This window comes from Megasphaera jansseni (genome assembly GCF_047974155.1).
In the GTDB taxonomy this organism is placed as follows: domain Bacteria; phylum Bacillota; class Negativicutes; order Veillonellales; family Megasphaeraceae; genus Megasphaera.
Map to the genome: position 1 here is coordinate 49,749 of NZ_JBHYRR010000004.1, position 18,574 is coordinate 68,322.

Annotated in this window: 17 protein-coding genes and 5 tRNA genes; all 22 read right to left on the minus strand. The window is 55.5% G+C overall.

Annotation, left to right across the window (positions count from 1 at the left end; all coding sequences use genetic code 11):
• Nucleotides 1-41 precede the first annotated feature (41 nt).
• The 22 genes from plsY to ACE418_RS02565 all read right to left on the minus strand — a co-directional run bounded on the left by plsY (nucleotide 42) and on the right by ACE418_RS02565 (nucleotide 18,502).
• Entirely contained in the window at nucleotides 42-665 is a 624-nt protein-coding gene (plsY, locus tag ACE418_RS02460) for a glycerol-3-phosphate 1-O-acyltransferase PlsY (RefSeq protein ID WP_416449100.1), read from the minus strand.
• A complete protein-coding gene (der, locus tag ACE418_RS02465) occupies nucleotides 662-1,993 on the minus strand; it encodes a ribosome biogenesis GTPase Der (RefSeq protein ID WP_416449102.1) in 1,332 nt (443 codons plus the stop codon). The genes plsY and der overlap by 4 nt, the downstream gene beginning before the upstream one ends.
• Nucleotides 1,994-2,062: 69 nt before the next feature.
• Nucleotides 2,063-4,021, minus strand: coding sequence for a bifunctional 4-hydroxy-3-methylbut-2-enyl diphosphate reductase/30S ribosomal protein S1 (locus ACE418_RS02470; RefSeq protein ID WP_416449103.1), 1,959 nt, complete (start codon nucleotides 4,019-4,021; stop codon nucleotides 2,063-2,065).
• Entirely contained in the window at nucleotides 4,018-4,632 is a 615-nt protein-coding gene (locus ACE418_RS02475; protein WP_416449104.1) for a lysophospholipid acyltransferase family protein, read from the minus strand. Before ACE418_RS02475 ends, ACE418_RS02470 begins: the two co-directional genes overlap by 4 nt.
• Nucleotides 4,632-5,300 carry a (d)CMP kinase gene (gene cmk, locus ACE418_RS02480; RefSeq protein ID WP_416449106.1) on the minus strand — a complete coding sequence of 223 codons (669 nt, stop codon included), beginning with the start codon at nucleotides 5,298-5,300 and terminating at the stop codon, nucleotides 4,632-4,634. Before cmk ends, ACE418_RS02475 begins: the two co-directional genes overlap by 1 nt.
• Nucleotides 5,288-6,541 carry a BaiN/RdsA family NAD(P)/FAD-dependent oxidoreductase gene (locus tag ACE418_RS02485; protein ID WP_416449108.1) on the minus strand — a complete coding sequence of 418 codons (1,254 nt, stop codon included), beginning with the start codon at nucleotides 6,539-6,541 and terminating at the stop codon, nucleotides 5,288-5,290. Before ACE418_RS02485 ends, cmk begins: the two co-directional genes overlap by 13 nt.
• A 12-nt stretch (nucleotides 6,542-6,553) precedes the next feature.
• A complete protein-coding gene (locus ACE418_RS02490) occupies nucleotides 6,554-7,273 on the minus strand; it encodes a pseudouridine synthase (RefSeq protein ID WP_416449110.1) in 720 nt (239 codons plus the stop codon).
• Complete coding sequence (gene scpB / locus ACE418_RS02495; RefSeq protein ID WP_416449111.1) at nucleotides 7,242-7,790, minus strand: SMC-Scp complex subunit ScpB; 549 nt, start codon at nucleotides 7,788-7,790, stop codon at nucleotides 7,242-7,244. Before scpB ends, ACE418_RS02490 begins: the two co-directional genes overlap by 32 nt.
• A gap of 4 nt (nucleotides 7,791-7,794) precedes the next feature.
• Entirely contained in the window at nucleotides 7,795-8,514 is a 720-nt protein-coding gene (locus tag ACE418_RS02500) for a segregation and condensation protein A (RefSeq protein WP_416449112.1), read from the minus strand.
• A 135-nt stretch (nucleotides 8,515-8,649) separates the two neighbouring features.
• Nucleotides 8,650-8,738, minus strand: a tRNA-Leu gene (locus ACE418_RS02505).
• 19 nt (nucleotides 8,739-8,757) lie between these two features.
• A tRNA-Cys gene (locus ACE418_RS02510) sits at nucleotides 8,758-8,831 on the minus strand.
• A gap of 5 nt (nucleotides 8,832-8,836) precedes the next feature.
• Nucleotides 8,837-8,911, minus strand: a tRNA-Gly gene (locus ACE418_RS02515).
• A gap of 5 nt (nucleotides 8,912-8,916) precedes the next feature.
• Nucleotides 8,917-8,992: transfer RNA gene (locus ACE418_RS02520), tRNA-Phe, on the minus strand.
• Between the two features lie 3 nt (nucleotides 8,993-8,995).
• Nucleotides 8,996-9,072, minus strand: a tRNA-Asp gene (locus ACE418_RS02525).
• A gap of 185 nt (nucleotides 9,073-9,257) precedes the next feature.
• A complete protein-coding gene (gene rny, locus ACE418_RS02530; protein ID WP_416449114.1) occupies nucleotides 9,258-10,793 on the minus strand; it encodes a ribonuclease Y in 1,536 nt (511 codons plus the stop codon).
• A 201-nt stretch (nucleotides 10,794-10,994) separates the two neighbouring features.
• A complete protein-coding gene (locus ACE418_RS02535; RefSeq protein WP_416449115.1) occupies nucleotides 10,995-11,438 on the minus strand; it encodes a regulatory protein RecX in 444 nt (147 codons plus the stop codon).
• A complete protein-coding gene (recA, locus tag ACE418_RS02540; RefSeq protein ID WP_416449116.1) occupies nucleotides 11,439-12,515 on the minus strand; it encodes a recombinase RecA in 1,077 nt (358 codons plus the stop codon).
• A gap of 15 nt (nucleotides 12,516-12,530) precedes the next feature.
• A complete protein-coding gene (locus tag ACE418_RS02545; RefSeq protein WP_416449118.1) occupies nucleotides 12,531-13,790 on the minus strand; it encodes a competence/damage-inducible protein A in 1,260 nt (419 codons plus the stop codon).
• A 15-nt stretch (nucleotides 13,791-13,805) separates the two neighbouring features.
• Complete coding sequence (rimO, locus tag ACE418_RS02550) at nucleotides 13,806-15,140, minus strand: 30S ribosomal protein S12 methylthiotransferase RimO (RefSeq protein WP_416449120.1); 1,335 nt, start codon at nucleotides 15,138-15,140, stop codon at nucleotides 13,806-13,808.
• 6 nt (nucleotides 15,141-15,146) lie between these two features.
• Complete coding sequence (locus ACE418_RS02555) at nucleotides 15,147-16,190, minus strand: ABC transporter substrate-binding protein (RefSeq protein WP_416449121.1); 1,044 nt, start codon at nucleotides 16,188-16,190, stop codon at nucleotides 15,147-15,149.
• A 5-nt stretch (nucleotides 16,191-16,195) separates the two neighbouring features.
• Nucleotides 16,196-18,085, minus strand: a complete 1,890-nt coding sequence (locus ACE418_RS02560) for a YgiQ family radical SAM protein (RefSeq protein ID WP_416449122.1) — start codon at nucleotides 18,083-18,085, stop codon at nucleotides 16,196-16,198.
• 12 nt (nucleotides 18,086-18,097) lie between these two features.
• Nucleotides 18,098-18,502, minus strand: coding sequence for a helix-turn-helix domain-containing protein (locus ACE418_RS02565; protein ID WP_226884402.1), 405 nt, complete (start codon nucleotides 18,500-18,502; stop codon nucleotides 18,098-18,100).
• Nucleotides 18,503-18,574 lie beyond the last annotated feature (72 nt).

Genomic DNA, 18,574 nt, shown 5'->3' on the forward strand with positions numbered 1-18,574 from the left:
CGTACATAGTTAATTATACACGTTTTTTATTACATATCAATCTATTTTTTCTTAATTCGTTCGACCTTCAGTTCCTTGCCGTGCATGAGGCGGATGATGTTATCTTTATGGCGCACGACGACCAGCAGGGCGGCCAGCAGGCCGAAAATCGTCAGCGGCAGGGGTTCATGGAAAAAGAACATGGTAATGGGCACCAGGATGGCCGCTACGATGGAGCCAAGGGAGACGATGCGCGTCAAGGCGACGATGACGGCCCAGACGCAGAAGACGATGAGCGTTTCCCACGGAGCCAGGAACAAGATGATGCCCAGACCGGTGGCGACGCCCTTGCCGCCTTTGAACTTGAGGAAAATCGAGCACGAGTGGCCGATGATGGCCAGCAGGCCGCCGACAATCATGAAGTAAATCTGCGTGTCTGCACTGCCCAGACCCGCCTGGCTGGCGACCTGGCCGAGGTAGACGCCGAGCATCCCCTTGGCGACATCGCAGATGAGGACCAGCAGGCCGCCGACGGCGCCCAAGACGCGATAGGCATTGGTCGCCCCTGTGTTATGGCTGCCGTAGTCCCTGATGTCCGTATGATACAAGGCCTTGCCGATGACCAGGCCGCTGGGGAAGGACCCGGCGATATAGGCCAGTATCAGGCAGAGGATTCCGAGCATCATAAGCTTTCACCGTCCTTCTTCCCGCGCAGGATGAGCCGGATCGGCGTCCCTTCGAAGCCGAAGGTTTCGCGCAGGCGGTTTTCCAAAAAGCGCAGGTACGAGAAATGCATGAGCTGTGGTTCATTGACGAAGAGGATGAACGTCGGCGGCTGGACCGAAGCCTGGGTCATGTAGTAGATCTTGAGCAGCTTGCCGCCCTTGGCCGGCGGCGGATTGGTCAGCTGGGCATCTTCGATGAGTTCGTTGAGGACGCTCGTCGACACGCGCATGTGCTGCTGTTCCGAGACGAACTTGACCATATCGGCCAGGCGGTTGATGCGCTGCTTGGTCAGGGCCGAAGCGAAGAGGATCGGTGCATACTGGAGGAAAGCCAGTTCGCGGCGGATATCTTCTTCAAATTTGTGGCTCGTCTTGCTGTCTTTTTCGACGAGGTCCCACTTGTTGACGACGATGATGCAGCCCTTGCCGGCTTCATGGACGTACCCGGCAATCTTCGTATCCTGTTCGGTCACGCCTTCCGTCGCATCGATGACCAGGACGGCGATGTCCGAGCGGTCGACGGCGCGCAGGGCCCGGACGACGCTGTAGCGTTCGACAGGCATATCGATCTTAGCCTTGCGGCGCATGCCGGCCGTATCGATGAGTACGAAGTCCGTCCCTTCATAGGACCAGTGCGTATCGATGGAATCGCGCGTCGTACCCGGCACGTTGCTGACGATGACCCGGTCCTGCCCTAAGAGGGCATTGGTCAGGGACGACTTGCCGACATTCGGCCGGCCGACGAGGGCGATGTGGATGGCTTCATCGTCATCGTCCATAGCCGGGACTTTCTTGATGTACTTCAGGACTTCATCGAGGAGGTCGCCGAGGTTCATCAGGTTGACAGCCGAGACGCCGATGGGGTCGCCTAAGCCGAGGCTGTAAAATTCGTAGATATTCATTTCTTGTTCGACGCTGTCGATCTTGTTGACGACCAGGATGACCGGCTTGCCGCACGAACGGAGGATGTGGGCGATTTCTTCATCCTGGGGCTGGACGCCGACTTTGCCGTCGACAACGTAGAGGATGACGTCGGCTTCGCGGATGGCCAGTTCAGCCTGATAACGCATACTGGTGAAGATATGGTTATCTGAATCGACGAATTCGATGCCGCCCGTATCGATCATGGTGAATTCCTGGCCGAGCCATTCGGCGTCGAAATAAATGCGGTCGCGCGTGACGCCGGGGATGTCTTCGACGATGGAAATGCGCTTCTTGACGATGGCATTAAAGAGCGTCGATTTGCCGACGTTCGGACGTCCGACGACAGCGACTAAGGGTTTGTACATGGCAGAATCCTTTCTATAGACGAAAAAAGGATAACCGGTAGAGCCCGGCTATCCCCTTTTTGTGAAACCTTAGTTGTTTTCTTCTTCTTTATCCTGGTTATCGAGATAGTTGCGAACTTCCTGTTCTTCTTCATCTTTCTGAATGGCCAAGACGCTGAGAGAAATCTTTTTCTTATCCGTATCGATGCCGATGATCTTAACGTTCATGACATCGCCGATGTTGACCAGGTCTTTGACAGCAACGCCGCGTTTTTCCGTCAATTCGGAAATGTGGAGCAGGCCCTGCAATTCCGGATCGATGGCCAGGATAGCGCCGAAGGGCAGGAGCTTCTTGACTTCGCCTTTGACGATATCGCCGACTTCAAATTTTTCGATAGCAGCGATCCAGGGGTTCTTCTGGAGTGCTTTCAAGGACAAGGAAATACGGTTCCGTTCTTTATCGAATTTCTGAACGAGGACCTGGAGTTTTTCACCCGTATGGAGAACGGCATCGACAGAGCTGATGCGTTTCCAGGAAATGTCGGAAATGTGGAGCAGGCCTTCTACGCCGCCGAGGTCGATGAATGCACCATAGGGCATGATCTTGACGACGGTGCCTTCGAGGACAGCGCCTTCTTCAATGTGTTTGAGGGCTTCTTCGCGTTTGGCTTCGCGTTCTGCTTCGAGGACAGCTTTGCGGGAAAGGACGAGGCGGTTCTTGTGTTCGTCGATGTCGATGACTTTGACCTGGAAGGTCTGGCCTACGAGATAGTCCAAAGATTTAACGAATTTGATATCGCCCTGGGAAAGGGGAATGAAACCACGCAGGGATTTGATGGAAACGACAAGGCCAGCCTTGTTCGTTTCTTTACCTGTACATTCGACGAGCTGGTCGTTTTCAAAAGCATCGCGGACTTCTTTCCAGTCTTCGACTTTTTTCATCTTGACGAGGGAAACGACGATAGCTCCTTCTTCTTTGATGTTGTTGGCGATTTCAACAGTCAGTTCGTCGCCGACTTTGACAAAGTCACTTGCTTTTTCCGGAGCGGGAACAGCCATTTCCTTTTTCGGCAGGATTGCTTCTGCTTTCGTACCGATGGAAACATAGGCAGCATCATCATTCACAGAAATAACCGTGCCTTTGACCACGTCACCTTTCTTTGGATTTTCTTCATAGTCATACTTGTCCAACAATTCTTCACTCATTACTTCTGTGCCTTCAGCTTGCAAATTTTCCATAATCTTAACAACCTCCTGTATTATCCAATCCGGCGTGGAAGCGCCGGCTGTAATGCCTATATGATTCATACCACGGAACCAGGCCGTATCCAATTCGGCTGCTGTTTCGATGTGGTATGTCGGGCAATCCTGTTCACGGCATACCTGCGCGAGGCGGCCTGTGTTGGCGCTGTTCTTGCCGCCAATGACGATCATGGCGTCCACATGGCCTGCCAGTTCTATCGCTGCCTGCTGACGCTGCTGCGTCGCCGTGCATATGGTCATATGCACATCGAGATGATTGGTCTTTCGTTGCAGGATAGCGGCGATACGCTTGAATTGCTCTTGAGAGAACGTCGTCTGGACGACGACTCCCATAGAATCGCAAAAGGGAATTTTTTCAGCTTCTTCTTCCCTATCTATTATAATAGCACGATTTGCCCCCCATTGTGAAATGCTAATTACTTCAGGATGGGATTTTTCTCCTACTATTATGAGTTTTTCGCCCTTTTCGACGATGTTTTTGGCGTCTTGCTGGGCCTTTTTGACGTGTGGACACGTCGCATCTATGACTTTTAGTTCTTTTTGAGCGGCCTGTTCATAGATATCCGGGCCGACTCCATGAGAGCGTATCAGGACGACAGCCCCCCTGTCGACATCATTCAGCGAGTCGACAGGTGATACGCCATGAGCGGCTAAACGCCCGACAACTTGCGGATTGTGGATGATGGGTCCCAGGGTATGGGTTCCCTTTTCAGCCTGCCCCGCAAGCTCGACAGCCCGGCGCACGCCATAGCAAAAGCCACAGGCCGCGGCGAGAGTTACTTTCATTTTGCGTCCCCTTTATACTGATTTTGCATAGCTATGATAATATCGCGGATTTTGTCGGAAAAACCTTTGACCAAGTCGCGATCCGACGCCTTTCCTACCGGCGCCGGGACAGGTTTGCCAAAGATGACCCGGACAGGGCCGGTCTTTTTCGGCAAAAATTCGGAATTGACGATAGCCGCCGGCAGGACCGGCACCTGGGCCTTGATGGCGATACCGGCGAAACCTTCATGGAAGGGACCGACTTTGCCGCCCCGCGTCCGTTTCCCTTCAGGGAAAATCCCCAGGACCTCGCCGCTTTTCAAGACCCGGAAGGACTCGATGACGGCTTTGCGGTCGATATGGCCGCGATGGACCGGGAAGGTGTGGACATAGCGCAGGAACCAGCCCATGAGGGGATTGCGGAACAATTCCTCTTTGGCCATGAAATGGATCAGATGATGGCGCATGGCCGTCCCCAGCAGGGGCGGATCGAAATTGCTGGCGTGATTGCAGACGACGAGGAACGGCCCCTTTTCGGGGATGTTCTCTTCGCCGATGACTTCCATGCCCAGTACCCCATAGGTAGCAGCATTGAATATCTTGCGGATTATGCCATAAGTAAAGGTATGCATCAGCCTCGCTCCTTCATCAGGCCGAGGATGACGTCGGCCGTCTGCTCTAAATCGAGATCGCTGTTGTCGACGACGATGGCATCGTCCGCCTTTTTCAGCGGCGAAACGGCACGGTGTGAATCCATGTCGTCGCGGGCAGCGATGCTGGCGGCGATTTCTTCATACGTTTCGCTGCCGCCTTTGGCCTGGACTTCCAAGTAACGGCGGCGGGCCCGGGAATCGACAGATGCCGTCAGGAAAATCTTGAGGTCTGCCTGGGGCAGGACGACCGTCCCGATATCGCGGCCGTCGAGGATGACGCCGCCTGCTTTCGCCATAGCCTGCTGTAATTTTACCAGTTTTTCCCGTACGACCGCAAGGGCCGCGACGGCAGAAACATGGGACGATACGCGCTGGGTCCGGATGGCTTCGGTCACTTCCGTCTGCCCAACGTAGACGCGGCACAGGTCAGCCTGCGGTTCCAGGCGGATGTCAATGGTATCGACGAGGTCACGGACCGCTTTTTCATCGGAAAGATCGATGCCCTTTTCCAGGACAGCCCAGGTAAAGGCGCGGTACATGGCTCCCGTATCGATATACAAGTAATGGACCCGGTTGGCCAGGACCTTGGCGACACTGCTCTTGCCCGCTCCGGCCGGCCCATCAATGGCAACCGTTAATTTTCGCATGGTATGCACTCCTTTGTAGCGGCCGCCGTTCCGGCTACGAAGCCCGTCGAAAAGGCTGCCTGCAGATTATAGCCGCCTGTAAAGGCGTCGATGTCGATGACTTCTCCGGCAAAATAGAGATTGGGGACAAGTTTCGACTCCATCGTCTTGGGGTTGATTTCCTTGACGGCAATACCGCCAGCCGTGACGATAGCTTCTTCTATGGGACGCGTCCCGGTCACGGTCAGGCTCAGGGCCTTGAGGGTATCGACCAGGTCCTGCCGCTGTTCCCGGGAAATCTGGTTGACCGGACAGTTAGCGGCGATGCCGGCCTGGTCGAGGACGATGGGGATGAGCCGCTGGGGCAGGAGATCCTTCAGCCCATTGGCGGCTTCCTTGCGGATGTATTTTTCGAAATCCCGCCGCAGCCGGGCATCAAGCTTTTCCTTGGACAAGGCCGGTTTGAGGTCGATGCGCAGCTGCATGGGAAAGGTACAGGACTTCTTATGGGCCACCTCGGTGCTGAGCATGAGGATGATCGGCCCGGAGACGCCGAAATGAGTAAAGAGCATTTCGCCGAAATGGGAGGCGGCTTTCTTGCCCCGCTTCCACAACGACGCTTCGACATTGCGCAGGGACAGGCCCGACAGGGTATGCGGCCAAGTTTCTTCCGTCGTAAAGGGGATGAGCGACGGTTTCAGCTCGGTCACGCTGTGGCCCAGGCTGCGTGCAAAGCCGTAGCCATCGCCGGTCGAACCGGTCACGGGATAGGACATGCCGCCCGTCGTGATGATACAGGCATCGCCTTCATAGTTCCCTGACGCAGCGCTGACGACCATGCGGCTGCCCCAGGCCTTGACGGCGTGAACGGCATCGCTCAGATGAAGGTCGACGCCTTTCTGGCACAGCTTGCGATAGAAGAGCTTGCGCACTTCGATGGCACTATCTGACTGGGGGAAGATACGGCCGCCCCGTTCCTCTTTCGTCGCCAGGCCCCAGGTATGCAATTTATCCAACAGATCCTGGTTGGTAAATTGTTCATACGCACTGTAGAGGAATTTGCCATGGCCTGGCGTATGGGCGACGAAATCGGCCATGCTGCATGAATTGGTCAGGTTGCAGCGGCCTTTGCCGGTGATGCCCATCTTCTTGCCGACGATATCATTTTTTTCAAATAAGTGTACCCTGGCCCCGGCTTCTGCCGCGGCCAGCGCAGCCATGATGCCGGCCGCACCGGCACCGATGACGAGTATTTCCTTCATAGGCACTCCTGTTTATTTATATTTGTAGAGTTCCGCCACTTCTTCGCGGGTCAGCTTGCGATAGGCCCCGCGCTTGACACCGCTCAGGGTCAGGAAGGCGTACTGGACGCGGCGCAGGTTGTGGACCTGATAGCCGAAGAACTCGAACATGCGGCGGACCTGGCGGTTACGCCCTTCATGGATGGTGATTTCCACACTGGTCAGGTTCGTCTTCGGGTCATAGCCGATATAGTAGACATCGGCCGGAGCCGTCATGCCGTCCTTCAGTTCGACGCCGTCTGCCAGGTGCTGCAGGACCGAATCGGCGATGCGCCCTTTGACCTTGACTTCATAGGTCTTGTCGACGAGGCGGCTGGGATGCATGAGGATATTGGCCAGTTCGCCGTCATTGGTCATGAGCAGCAGGCCTTCCGTATTCTGGTCCAGGCGGCCGACGGCATAGATGCGGTCTTTTTCCTTCTTGAAATAATCCATGACCGTCGCCCGGCCCTGGTCGTCGCTCGACGTGGTGATGACGCCTTTCGGCTTATTGAACAGATAATAATGCTTCGGCTGCGCTTCCAGAGTCTTGCCGTCGACGGCAATGCGGTCCTTGTCGGGGTCGACTTTCGTACCCAGTTCGCGGACGATGATGCCGTTGACGCGGACGCGCCCTTCTAATATCATCTTTTCTGAAGCGCGCCGTGAAGCGACACCGCAGTTACTCATCACTTTCTGTAACCGTTCTTCCATCAGTTGCATCCTCCGTAATATCTGCCGGCATATGGCCGGCTAAATCGGCCAGGGAATCCATGCCGATACATTCTAAAAAATAAGCGGACGTACCATATAAAATCGGCCGTCCCGGACTGTCCTTGCGTCCCAGTTCGACGACCAGCCCCTGCTGGACCAGCGACGTCAGGACCCGTTCCGACGAGACACCGCGCAGCTTTTCGATTTCGGCCCGCGTAATGGGCTGCTTGAAGGCGACGATGGCCAGGACTTCCAGGGCCATGGAAGTCAACTCTGTCGTCCCCGTCCGGACCCATTGCAGGGCATCGTGGAGATCCGGCCGCGTGACCAGCTGAAAGCCGCCGGCGACGCGGATGAGGACGATACCCCGGCGCTGGCTGCTGAGCAGATGCTGCAGGCGGTCTGCCGTTTCTTCGGTTTCGGCCTGGGTCCAGCCCGTATGGGCACAGATGGCCGTCACCGTCATGGGGTCGCCGCTCAAAAAGAGCAGGGCTTCCAGCAGAGCCGTAGGCTCCATGGTATCAGTTTGGCGTGTATCGTAAGGCAATGGTATTCCCATCCTCTCCTTCAGCAACAGTAGCGCATTGGCCGACTTTCAGCAGCTCCAGGACGGCCAGGAAGGTGACGACCAGTTCAACCCGCGACCGGCAGGTCCGGAAAATGGCGTCGACAGTCATCGTCCCCTGGTTCCTTCGCAAGGCGTACGTGACGCGGCGCATGCACTCTTCGACGCTGTAGATTTCCTTCTGTATACGGATTTCTACGGCTGTCGGCTCGGGAAGGGCCTGGCAGACCTTGTGGAACGCCTGATAAAGGGCCTGTGTGTCGATGTGGCCGGCAAAGCGGGCCTCATAGGGCATGGCTGTCGGCAGGCGCCCCAGCATGAGGCTGCGGGCATCCCACAACTGTCCCATAGCCTGGGACAGGGCTTTCATCTTCTTATATTCGACGAGCTGGCGGACCAGCGCTTCCTGCGGGTCTTCTTCCTCCTCTTCAGCCAGTTTCGGCTGCTTGGGCAGCAGCAGGCGGGACTTGATCTGTAAGAGCGTCGCTGCCATGACGAAGAACTTGCTGGCATAATCGACATCGAAGGTGTCGATGTCCGCCACGTAGGCGTTGAACTGGTCCGTAATCTCGACGATGGGTATGTTATAAATATCGACTTTATTCTTTTCGATGAGATAGAGCAGCAGGTCCAGAGGACCTTCAAAATCCGATACTTTATACTTGTATTCTGTCATGATTCATTATAACTCATTTTCCCATGAATGTGAATTTAACTGGACTGCGAAAAGGAGCTGTCCTAAGACAGCTCCTTTGTTTTGCAAGGGACTCGTCGGCCACGGCCAACGCCGCTTACACGCTCGTTGTTTTTTTGGTGCCGGGGACCGGAATCGAACCGGTACGGATATCTCTATCCGACGGATTTTAAGTCCGTTGCGTCTGCCAGTTCCGCCACCTCGGCATGACGAAAGATGAAAATATGGAGGCGGCACCCAGAATCGAACTGGGGATGAAGGTTTTGCAGACCTCTGCCTTACCGCTTGGCTATGCCGCCATATATGGAGCGGAAAACGAGACTCGAACTCGCGACCCCCACCTTGGCAAGGTGATGCTCTACCACTGAGCTACTTCCGCATTTGTGGTGCTCAGGGACGGAATTGAACCGCCGACACGGGGATTTTCAGTCCCCTGCTCTACCGACTGAGCTACCTGAGCAATTGGCGACCCCGATCAGATTTGAACTGACGATCTTCGCCGTGACAGGGCGACATGTTAAACCGCTACACCACGGGGCCACTTTCTTTCGTTCTTTCGAGGTTGTTTCGGTATTTCTTAGTGCCTCGAACAAAAACTATTCTACTACAAGAAAGATGTTTTGGCAAGTACTTTTTTTATTTTTTTCAAACTTTTTTGGATGGTAAAAAAAGACGCCCGTCATGGCCGAAACCATCACAGGGCGTCCCGATGAATTCAAAAAAGGTTATTTTGCATAATCCACCATCCGCGTTTCGCGGATGACGACGACTTTGATCTGGCCTGGATATTCCAGTTCCGCTTCGATGCGTTTGACGATGTCGTGGACCAGCAGGACACAGTCCGATTCATCCAGCTTGTCCGGTTTGACCATGACACGGATTTCGCGGCCAGCCTGGATGGCGAAGCAGTCTTCGACGCCATCGAAAGATTCGGCGATTTCTTCGAGTTTCGTCAGGCGTTTCAGATAGTTTTCCAGCGTTTCCCGGCGGGCACCCGGACGGGCAGCCGATACGGCATCTGCCGCCGATACCAGGACGGCTTCGACGCTGTGCGGTTCTTCATCGCCGTGATGAGCCGCGATGCAGTTGACGACCAGCTTGGATTCGCCATATTTCTTGGCGATTTCCGTACCGATCGAAACGTGAGTCCCTTCCAATTCGTGGTCCAGGGCCTTGCCGATATCGTGAATCAGGCCAGCCCGTTTCGCCAGGTTTTCATCGACGCCCAGTTCAGCCGCCATGATGCCGGCCAGCTGAGAGACTTCAATGGAATGGCGCAGGACATTCTGGCCATAACTGGTACGATAGCGCAGGCGGCCGAGGATTTTGATGAGTTCAGGATGCAGACCGTGAACGCCCGTTTCATACGTCGCCTGTTCGCCAGCTTCGCGGATCTTCTGATTGACTTCTTTGCGGGCCTTTTCGACCATTTCTTCAATGCGTGCCGGATGGATACGGCCATCGGCAATCAGTTTTTCCAGGGCAATGCGGGCGATTTCGCGGCGGATTGGATCAAAGCACGACAAGATGACGGCTTCCGGCGTATCGTCGATGATGAGGTCGACGCCGGTCAGCGTTTCAATAGCCCGGATATTGCGCCCTTCACGGCCGATGATGCGGCCTTTCATTTCATCGTTCGGCAGGGAAACGACGGATACCGTCGTTTCGGCGACGTGGTCGGCAGCACAGCGCTGGATGGCCATAGAAATGATTTCCCGGGCCTTGCCTTCGGCTTCTTCCTTGGCCTGGTCTTCCAGGTTCTTGATCATCTGCGCCGTTTCGTGCTTCACTTCCGTCTGGACGTTGTTCAGGAGCAATTCCTTGGCATCTTCATATGTCAAGCCGGAAATCCGTTCCAGTTCAGCCATCTTCTGTTCATGAAGAGCTTCAATTTTCTCCTGCATCCGCGTCACTTCATCTTCCTTGCGCTGCAGGGCATCTTCTTTCTTCTCCATGGAATCGGATTTCTTGTCCAAATGTTCTTCTTTCTGCAACAGGCGCCGTTCAAAACGCTGCAATTCATTGCGGCGTTCCTTATGTTCCCGTTCTGCGTCGTTGCGCATCTTGTGGACTTCTTCTTTCCCTTCCAGGACGAGCTCCTTCTTACGGGCTTCTGCGTTCTGCTGGGCTGTGGCAATGATGCGCTGCGCTTCGACTTCAGCCTGGCCGATCTTACCTTCGGCAATCTTCTTACGGTAAATATAGCCCGTACCGCCGCCGATGAGACCGCAGGCGACTGCTGCAGCAATAATCGTTAGCATAGTAATGGATTCACCTCCCCTTTCACAAAAAAAAGCCGAACTCACAGTCCGGCTTTTTTTATGAGTATGTAAAATTTACTTCATGTTCAAAAAACCTACAATTATGCAAAATATAGACCAGTGTATCAAACCGGCTCTCTTAATTGTAAATTTTTTTTATATCAATGTCAAGATAGACTTGACGTTTCTGGCACACTGTCATCACACTTCGTCCCCGCCGCTATCGGCAGTGAAATCTTCCAGGACGTCCCGTATGACAGCTGGCGAAAAACCGCGGTACTGTAAAAAGCGGGCCGCCTTGCGGGCTTCATCAGCGCGATAAGAGAACTTGCGCTTCACCAGGGCCCCGGCCAGGGTATATTCATCGGGCCGCTCGACATCTTCCGGTACGGGCAGGCAGCGGCGGCGCAGGCGGTTGACGATATACAGGTGGCCGTACTGCCCTTTGCGGGCATAATAGCGATACACTTCTCCAGCCAGGCGCTGGTCGTCGAGGAAGTGTTCCTCTTCCAGGGCGGCTACGACGGCTTCGATGACTTGGTCATCGGCACCGCGGCGGCGCAGCTTGGCCTTCAGCTCCCCTTCGCTGAGAAAGCGGACGTTGAGGAGCTGCAAAGCTTTTTCATAGGCTTGGCGATAGTCCATTTATGCTTCGTCGCTGCTTTCAGCAGCTGTATCCGCCGCTTCCAGGGACGCCGTATCTTCTTCTTCCATGGCTTCGTCGAATTTTTCCGGTTCCGCTGCCAGGGTATCGCGGATGATCTTTTCGACTTCGTCCGTGATTTCCGGATGTTCCTTCATGAAAATCTTGACGTTTTCCTTGCCCTGGCCCAGACGTTCGCCCTTATAGGAATACCAGGTACCGCTCTTTTCGATGATATCCATGGACGTGCCCAGGTCGAGGACCGTGCCTTCGCGGGAAATGCCCGTGCCGTACATGATATCGAATTCACAGTGCTTGAAAGGCGGAGCCACTTTGTTCTTGACGACTTTGACCCGCGCCCGGTTGCCGATGACATCACCGCCGGACTTGATGGCTTCGCCCTTACGGATTTCCATGCGGATCGAAGCGTAGAACTTCAGGGCCCGGCCGCCTGTCGTCGTTTCGGGGTTGCCGAACATGACGCCGACTTTTTCACGGAGCTGGTTGATAAAGATGACGATGGCCTTGGACTTGGAAATGATGCCGGTCAGTTTGCGCAGGGCCTGGCTCATGAGGCGGGCCTGGAGGCCGACGTGGGAATCGCCCATTTCCCCTTCGATTTCTGCCTTCGGGACCAGGGCGGCTACGGAGTCGACGACGATGATGTCGACGGCGCCGCTGCGGACGAGTTCTTCCGTGATTTCCAGGGCCTGTTCGCCATTATCCGGCTGAGAGATGAGCAGTTCATTCGTATCGACGCCGAGATGGCGGGCATAGACTGGATCCAGGGCATGTTCGGCATCGATGAAAGCGGCAATACCGCCGCTCTTCTGGGCCGAGGCGATGGCATGCAGGGCCAGCGTCGTCTTGCCGGACGATTCAGGTCCGTAGATTTCGATGACACGGCCGCGGGGATAGCCGCCGACACCGACGGCCAGGTCGACGGCCAGGGACCCGGATGAAATAACTTCCAGGTTCATCTTATCGGCGACATCGCCGAGGCGCATGATGGCACCTTTGCCGAAATCCTTTTCAATCTTGCGCATTGCATTTTCAAGTGCTGTCTGTTTTGCGTCCAAATTGTCTCCTCCTAACTATGCTTTCTTTGTATGTGTCACTATGTAGTGGACTAAGTAATAGACGGCCCGCAGGGCAGCCCGCTGTTTGACTTCAGCCCGGCCGCCGTGGTAGACGTTGCGGTGGGTCACGGTCCCCCAGGGACCGCTGATGCCCGTATAGACCAGGCCGACCGGCTGTTCCGGCGTACCGCCGCCGGGACCGGCGATGCCCGTCGTGCTGACGGCCAGGTCCGTCCCATACAGGCGGCGGCTGCCATCGGCCATTTCCGCAGCCGTCTGTGCGCTGACAGCCGTATATCGTTCCAGCGTATCGTGAGAAACGCCGAGTATTTTTTCTTTCATTTCGTTGCAGTACGTCCCGGCAGAACCGCGGAAGTAATCGGAAGCCCCGGGCACGTCGGTGATGAGCGAACCCACCAGGCCGCCCGTACACGATTCGGCCGCGCTGACGGAATAACCGCCTTGGCGGACGATCTGGCCCAGGACATGGGCCATAGTATCGTCGTCGAAGCTGACGATCTGACCGGCCAGCCGGCGGCGGACTTCCCCTTCCAGCGGAGCCAGCAGGGCCCGCGCCTGGTCTTCCCGGTCAGCCCGGGCCGTCAGGCGGACTTCGACGAAGCCCGGACGGGCATACATGGCCAGTGTCGGATTAGACTGCTCCTTAACCAGGTCCATGAGTTTCTCTTCGATGAAGGCTTCGCCCATGTCGTAGATTTTGATATAGCGCGAAGCGATGCATCCCTGGCTGCCAAAGGTCTGGAGCAGCCACGGTTTCAGGCGGTTTTCATACATCCAGCGCATTTCCGTCGGCGGTCCCGGCAGGTGGACCAGGGTCTTGCCGCCTTGCTGCATAGCCACGCCCGGCGCCGTACCGGCGCCATTATCGAAGAGGACGGCCCCTTGCGGGACCATGGCCTGGCGCTTCTGGTTTTCTGTCATGGCCGCGCTGCCATGATGGACGAGGACCCATTGGCGGACTGATTCGGCAATGGCTTCATCGTAAACGAGGGGCAGCCCCATGAGGCGGGCGCCGATGATTTTGGTCATGTCGCCCTGGGTCGGCCCGAGGCCGCCCGTCGTGATGACCATGTCGACGCGGGACAGTGCCGTTTTGAGGGCTTCTTCCATGCGCTGCGGGTTGTCGCCGACTGTCGTGTGATAAATGACAGAATAGCCGATTTCATTGAGTTTCCTCGATAAGTAAGCTGAGTTATAATTGGTAATTTCACCTAACAGTAATTCGGAACCTGTCGTAACCAGTTCCACTAACATAAGCGATCACCTCGGTTAATCCATCCGTTCCGCTACGAGGTCATAGGCAAAGCCCTGGGCGATGCGGACGGGAATCATATCGCCAGGCTGTACGTCCTGGGCGTCTTCCAGATAGGTCAGGCCATCGACGTCAGGAGCCTGGATTTCAATGCGCCCGACGGCCTGGCGGACACCTTTTTCTTCTTCAACTCGTTCGACGAGCATCGTATGGACGGACCCTTCCAGTTCCTGATTGCGGATTTCCGATACCTTGGCCTGGATAGCCATGAGCTGATGGTACCGTTCTTCCTTGACTTCTTCCGGTATCTGGCCATCCATGAGGGCTGCCGGTGTACCGTCTTCGCGGGAATACGTGAAGACGCCGACGTCGTCGAATTCCGTTTCCTTGACGAAATCACAGAGTTCCTGGAATTCGGCTTCCGTTTCGCCAGGGAAGCCGACGATGAACGTCGAGCGCAGGGTCAGCTTGCGGCCGTGGCTGCAGAGCTTCTTCATGAGGCGGCGTACATCCTCTTCGGAATCGCGGCGGTTCATGCGCTTCAAGACGGATTGGGAAATGTGCTGGAGCGGCAAGTCGACGTAAGGACAGATTTTTTCTTCCTTGACGATAAGGTCCATCAATTCATCGGTAAAGTAATGAGGATAGAGATAGAACAGGCGGATCCAGCGGATGCCGTCGATTTTCACCAGCTGGCGCAGCAGTTCCGGCAAGAGGGAATGACCGGCCAGGTCGACGCCATAACTCGTCGTATCCTGGGCGATGAGGTTGATTTCCTTGACGCCATCAGCTGCCAGTTGCTGTACTTCAGCGACGACGGAATCGACGGGGCGGCTGTACAATTTTCCCCGTACATGTGGGATGATGCAGAACGAACAGCCGTTATTGCAGCCTTCGCCGATTTTCACATAGGCGCTGTACTTCGGCGTCGTCCGCAGACGGCTCGTATTCTGGTTGTAGAGATGGCTGACGTCATCCATAAAGCAGGCCTTGCGCCCTTTCTTGACCGTATCGATGGCTTCCCAGATGCGATCCCACGAACCGGTCCCCAGGAGGGCGTCGATTTCCGGCATTTCCTTCATCAGATCTTCTTTATATTGCTGGCTCAGGCAGCCCGTGACGATGAGTATCTTGCATTTCCCTTCTGTCTTGTAACGGGCAGCCTGCAATATCGTATCAATGGATTCCTGCTTGGCTTTTTCAATGAACGTACATGTATTGACAATAATGATATCCGACTGGGCCAGGTCTTCCGTGATCTCCATATGGCGGTCGCGGAGGATACCCAGCATGACTTCCGTATCAATAAGGTTTTTGGAGCAGCCTAAGCTGACAAATCCGATTTTTTCCATGTATCTTTACTTTTCCTTTCCGAAGCGAATTGATTTGATCCACCAGGCCTGCAAATCGCGGCGGCCTTGATCAGAATACTGTTTTTTTACGGGGAACAAGATGAGCTCCCGGCCTTTGGCATCGACTTCCGGATTGGCCGGCGGCAGGGCTTCGCTCAAAAAAATGTGTTTTTGCCGCAAGACGGCACTGGCATCGGGCGAATAGAGCCAGTCGATGAAGGCGTTGGTCAATTCCCCATCTTCACACCAGTTAGTGACGGCCGCACCGGTCAGCCAATACGACGTACCATCCTGGGGATAGATGATAAAGATCGGCGCCCCATCATTATAATACTGCCGGGCGACGGACGCATCGGCGACACCCATATCGGCTTCGCCGCTGGCTACGCGGCGGACATTGACCGACATGGATTTAGAATAGGCCGCTACATGGCTCTGGAGCGAGCTTAGATAGCGGGCACTGTCTTCCATGCCTCTCATTTCTACGAAAGAACAGAGGAATTCACCGGCCATATCCATGGACGCCAAGTCCGGGAAAGCCAGGACCATTTCTGGATCCGTCAAGAGATCGTCCCAGGTCTGGATCTGCATGCCCCGCCGTTCGTAATAGGACTGGCTGAGGACGAAGACCATGGGATTATACCAGAGGCCGTTCCAAAGCTGTTCCGGATCCTTCATGGACGGCGGCACCTTGTCGGTGACCGGCGAGGCATAGGGCTGTAAGATGCCATTTTTCTTCTGGGCCTGCAAGTTGTTTTCCGAGGCAATGAGGATGTCCGGTTTGATACCGCCGTCGACCTTCAGGGACTGGCGGATGTCGCTGTCGCTTTTGGAATAAATCTGGACGCGCAGATGTGTCTGTTCATAAAAGCGCTGGGCCAGGCCGTCGTTGACATCCTGAGGCAAGTCAGAAAAGACGACGAGATGGCGTTCGGCTTCATACGCCCGCTGTGCTTCTTCCTGCTGGCGCTGTTCCAGGATAGGGCCGCACAGGCCCAGGAGCAGGATGACGAAAAGGCTGAGCACAATAAAAGGCACGAATTTCTTCATTAGCTTCACCTGAATTTTCTAGTCTTAGCCGGTCCCCTCCCCTGCCTGCGGGATGGAGCGGCATGACGGCCGGCCTTATCGGGCCGTCTTCCTGTCTGATGGCGCCGCGGCGCAATGAGGCATTTCGGGCCGTAACCGATGAGGTCCCGCCGGCCAGCCAGGCATAGAGCCTTATAGACAATATCATAATTGGCCGGGTTCTTATACTGCATCAGGGCCCGCTGCATCTGTTTCTCTTCCGGCCGGCGGGCGACGTAGACCTTTTCGCCCGTCAAGGGGTTGAGGCCCGTATAATACATAGCCGTCGACAGGCTGCCCGGCGTCGGGATGAAGTCCTGTACCTGTTCCGGCTGCATATGCATATCCCGCAGGAATTCGGCCAGGGCGACGGCATCCTTCAGGGTGCAGCCGGGATGGCTGGACATGAAATACGGGACGAGATACTGTTTCTTCCCCAGTTCCCGATTGGCTTCATCGAACCAGTCCTTGAACTTCAGGAAGGCATGGACGTCGGCCTTGCCCATGAGGTCCGTCACGTGCTTGACGACGTGTTCCGGAGCTACTTTCAGCTGGCCGCTGACATGGTACTGGCAGAGTTCCTTGACGAAAGCCTTGTTGTGGTCGGCCAGGACGTAATCATAGCGCAGGCCCGAACGGACGAAGACTTTCTTGACGCCTTTGACGCTGCGTATTTCCCGCAGCAGTTTCACGTAATCGTCGTGGGATGTATTAAGGTTAGGGCACGTTTCGCTGCCGATGCAGTGGCGGTTGCGGCAGGCCCCGTCCGTGAGCTGCTTGGCGCAGGCCATGTGGCGGAAGTTCGCCGTCGGACCGCCGACATCGTGGATGTAGCCCTTGAAACCCGGCAGATGAGTCATGCGCTCCGTTTCTCTGATGAGCGATTCATGGCTGCGGTGCTGGATGATGCGGCCCTGATGGCTGGCAATGGCACAGAAATGGCAGTGACCGAAACAGCCGCGCTGGCTGGTCAGGCTGAACTGGACCTCATGGAGGGCCGGAACGCCGCCAGCTGCGTCGTAATCGGGATGCCAGCGCCGCTGGAAGGGCAGTTCGTAGATGGCATCCATCTCTTGGGTCGTCAGCGGCAGGGCCGGCGGCGTCTGGACGACGAAGCGGTTCTCCGATGGCTGGATGAGTGTCTTGCCGTAAAAGGGATCCTGTTCTTCATACTGCATCTTAAAAGCCTTGGCAAAGGCCAGCTTATCGGCCTTGACTTCTTCGTAAGATGGACAGACGACGGTCTTGTCCGAAATGGGCGGCCGGCTGGTGACGTAGCAGATGCCGCGGATGTCGTACATTTCAGCGACCGTCTTGCCTTCGGCCAGGGCGTCGGCGATTTCGACGACGGAATGTTCCCCCATACCGTAGCTGAGGATATCGGCCTTGCTGTCCAAGAGGATGGAATGGCGCACTTTATTGGACCAGTAATCATAATGGGCAAAGCGGCGCAGGCTGGCTTCGATGCCGCCGATGATGATGGGCACGTCCTTATAGGCTTCCCGCATGCGGTTGGCATAGACGATAGTCGCCCGTTCCGGCCGGTGGCCGGCTTCGCCGCCTGGCGAATAATTATCGCGGCTGCGGAATTTCTTGGCTGCCGTCTTTTCATTGAGCATGGAATCGAGATTGCCAGCCGTAATCAAAGCGGCCAGCCGCGGCCGTCCCAGCTTCTTGAACGGTTCGGCACTGTGCCAGTCGGGCTGGGAAATGATACCGACACGATAGCCCCGGCTTTCCAATACGCGGCCGATGAGGGCTGCGGCAAAACCGGGGTGATCGACATAGGCATCGCCATTGATGTAGACAAAATCGAGCTGATCCCAGCCGCGGCGTTCCATGTCCTCCCGGCTGGTTACTAAGAATTTCTCGCGCATATGGCTCCTTATTTAAATTAAAATCCAAATGATGAGCAGCAGGAAAATGATGATGCCGGCAATGATGGTGATTTCCGGCCATTTCCCCTGGCGCTGCTTCTTCTTTTTATTGCTGTCCTTGCGGACTTTCTTTTTCTTTACGGGCATGATGGTCCGCACTTCCGGCTGCGGTGTCCGTTCTTCGACGTTTTCCTTATATTCCCGGGCCAGGGCGATGCCGTCCAGTTCCAGGAAATTGCCGTAATTGCGGATGAAGCCCTTAACGAAGACGGCGCCGGGAATGGCATCGTATTCGTCCTTTTCCAGGGCTTCCAGGTATTCCCGCTTTATATTGAGGGCATCGGACACATCTTGCAGTGTCAGCCCTTGTTGTTCTCTTGCCAGTCGCAGCACTTCTCCGATCGACGATTCATTCACTGTTGTTCCTCTCCCCATTCTCTATAATCGTACCTTTTATTATATAACAGATACGGCCAGGGGTACAGGGGG